Origin of the sequence: Terrisporobacter sp. (assembly GCF_017888745.1) — a bacterium.
GTDB lineage: Bacteria > Bacillota > Clostridia > Peptostreptococcales > Peptostreptococcaceae > Terrisporobacter.
The window spans coordinates 1-2,848 of the sequence record NZ_JAGHFM010000100.1 but is presented as its reverse complement, the minus strand read 5'-3'; the positions used below and the strand labels follow the sequence as shown (position 1 = coordinate 2,848).

2 protein-coding genes and 1 pseudogene are annotated in these 2,848 nt (G+C 26.6%); all 3 read right to left on the bottom strand.

Annotated features, from left to right (window positions below; all coding sequences use genetic code 11):
- A partial coding sequence (locus J7G74_RS05145; RefSeq protein ID WP_297132702.1) for a site-2 protease family protein occupies nt 1-675 on the bottom strand: 675 nt, incomplete at its 3' end.
- Between the two features lie 116 nt (nt 676-791).
- Nucleotides 792-2,570, bottom strand: a complete 1,779-nt coding sequence (gene pepF / locus J7G74_RS05140) for an oligoendopeptidase F (RefSeq protein ID WP_297132696.1) — start codon at nt 2,568-2,570, stop codon at nt 792-794.
- A gap of 97 nt (nt 2,571-2,667) precedes the next feature.
- A pseudogene (locus tag J7G74_RS05135) lies at nt 2,668-2,848 on the bottom strand (MgtC/SapB family protein); the annotation flags it as partial.

Genomic DNA, 2,848 nt, shown 5'->3' with positions numbered 1-2,848 from the left:
AGTAACATCATTTTCATTTAAATCTTCTATGATTCTGTCCATAAGAAATAACTTTGATTCATCTGAAACGTAAGTATTTCCTGATATGCTATATGTATATAAAATTACATCTGTAAATATTTTATCATCCTTTAAAGCCTTTATATGTTTACCATCTCCCATAACATAACTTGGTATGCACATAAGTAAACATACTATTATTGTTGAAAAAAACAATAATTTTGACTTAAATATTATAGCTATTATTATGAATATAATAAATAAAATTAAATCACTTAAAGGTCCCGCTTGTATTGCTTTTATCCATGATTCTCTACTGTTTTCAATATCATATTTATTTATAATCTCCATATTATCAATCTGAGCTCTACCAATAAATACAGATTGTTTAGAAATTCCTTTCATCCTTTTGAATTTTCTATTTTCTCTTTTAAAAGTAAATGGACCTAAATATAATACTGTAAATCTCAAACCATTTTTTTCTGCAATAAAACCATGACTTAATTCGTGTGCTATTACAAAAATTATCAGTTGTGAAATTGATACTGGTATAAATAATAATATAGGGACAACCATATCTTCAAAATATTCTAAACTAACTCCATTAATTACTAAAACAATACCTATTATTCCTCCTATAATAAATGGTAATGATTTAATCAACATATTCTTCATGTTTATTCCCCATCTCTTTAATGATTTATTATAACCATTATATATTTTAACTTCACAATATAAAAGGAGTTATTTCAAAACTTTATGTCTTGAATAACTCCTTTTAGAAGGCTATTCTATAATTCTTTTTCTAATTTCTCTACTAAATCTTTAAATACATGTAGAGCTTTATCAACGGATTCTTTTTTCTCCATATCAACACCAGCTTTTCTTAGTTGATCTAATGGGAATTCTGAACCTCCGCTCTTTAAGAACTCTTTATATCTCTCAACTGCGCCTTCTCCTTCTTCAAGTATTTGTTTGCTTAAAGCACTTGCAGCAGAGAATCCTGTAGCATATTTATAAACATAGAAATTACTATAGAAATGAGGAATTCTAGCCCATTCTAATCCTATTTCTTCGTTCACCTTGCAAGATTCTCCATAGTATAATTTATTTAAGTCGTAGTAAATATTTGTAAAGTCTTCTGCCGTTAATGGTTCCCCATTTTCTACTTTACTATGGCATATTTTTTCAAACTCAGCAAACATTGTTTGTCTATATACTGTGGTTCTAAATTGTTCTAAATAATAGTTTAATAAATAAACTCTTTCTTCTTTTGATTTAGCATTTTCTAATAAATAATTTATTAATAACAACTCATTTAAAGTTGATGCAACTTCTGCAACAAATATTTTATATCCTGAATATAAATAAGGTTGATTATTTTTTGAGTAATAACTATGCATTGAATGACCCATTTCATGTATTAAAGTAAATAATGAATTTAAATCATCCTTATAACTCATTAATATATATGACTTAGAATCATAGCTACCCCATGAATAAGCTCCACCTTGTTTACCTTCATTTCCATAAACATCTATCCAACCCTCATCAAATGCTTTTTTAACATTTTCTAAATATTCTTCTCCTAAAGGTTTTAATGCTTCTAAAATTATTTCTTGAGCTTTTTCATATGGTATTTCCATATCAAAGTTATCAGTCAGGGGTACATATAAGTCATACATATTTATTTTATCTAATCCTAAGAATTTCTTCTTAAGTTCACTATACTCATTTAATGTATGTAAGTTTTCGTGAACTGCTTCAATTAAATTATCATACACTTCCACACTTACATCATCTTGGAATAGAGAAGCTTGTAATGCTGATTCATATTTTCTTATTTTTGCATAGAATATTTCACCTTTTATGCCGCCATAAAGTGTTGATGCAAAAGTATTCTTATATTGATTGTATATAGAATATAAAGCTTCAAAAGCATCTTTTCTTACTCTTTGATTCTTACTTTTTAAGAATAAACTAAAGTTTGAATGAGTTACTCTTACTTTTTTCCCTTCTTCATCTTCTATTTCTGGAAATTGCAAGTCAGCAAATGATAGCATATCATAAACATTCTCTGGTACACCGGATAAATCGGAAACTGCCGCTAATAGCTCTTCTTCTCTTTCATTTAAAGTATGTGGTTTCAATCTCAATATATCATCTATATATTTTTTATAATGAGATAATTTTTCGTTTTGTAAATATGTTTCTAATTTATTACTATCTATAGATATGATTTCTGGTACTATATAAGATGTTGCCATAGAAAGCTCTGTAGATAGCATATCTGTTTTCGTAGCATCAGCTTGATTTTTATTTATTCTAGTATCTTCATGACTCTTCATATGAGTATAAACATATAGGTTCTGTAATATTCTAGAAGCTTCTTCTGATAAGTTTAAAGCTTTATACAAGTTGCCTTCATTATCAGCTAAAATGCCCTTGAACTTTTTACACTCTTCAATTAATTCTTTTAACTTTTGTATGTCTTTTTCAATAGCCTGTGAATCTGGATACATTTCATCAATAGACCATTTATACTTATTTTCAATTTGGTTTCTCTCCATACTATTCACTCCTTAATCAATAAATTTATCTAGTAAAATTTTTAATTGTTATATATTTTATTATTTCCAAAATTTAATAACAAATCACACTAAAAGACTATCTTAAACATTCCATATTTACAACATAATTTATATTTTTTAGTTCATTTGTAAGCTCCTCTAATATTATTCTTTTGTCATACTCTATTAAAAAAACTAATTCCCAAATATCATTAGATCTACTCACAATTTGAAAATTTTTTATTCCTATCTCTGAAGCTTTTATAGTGTTAAAAATT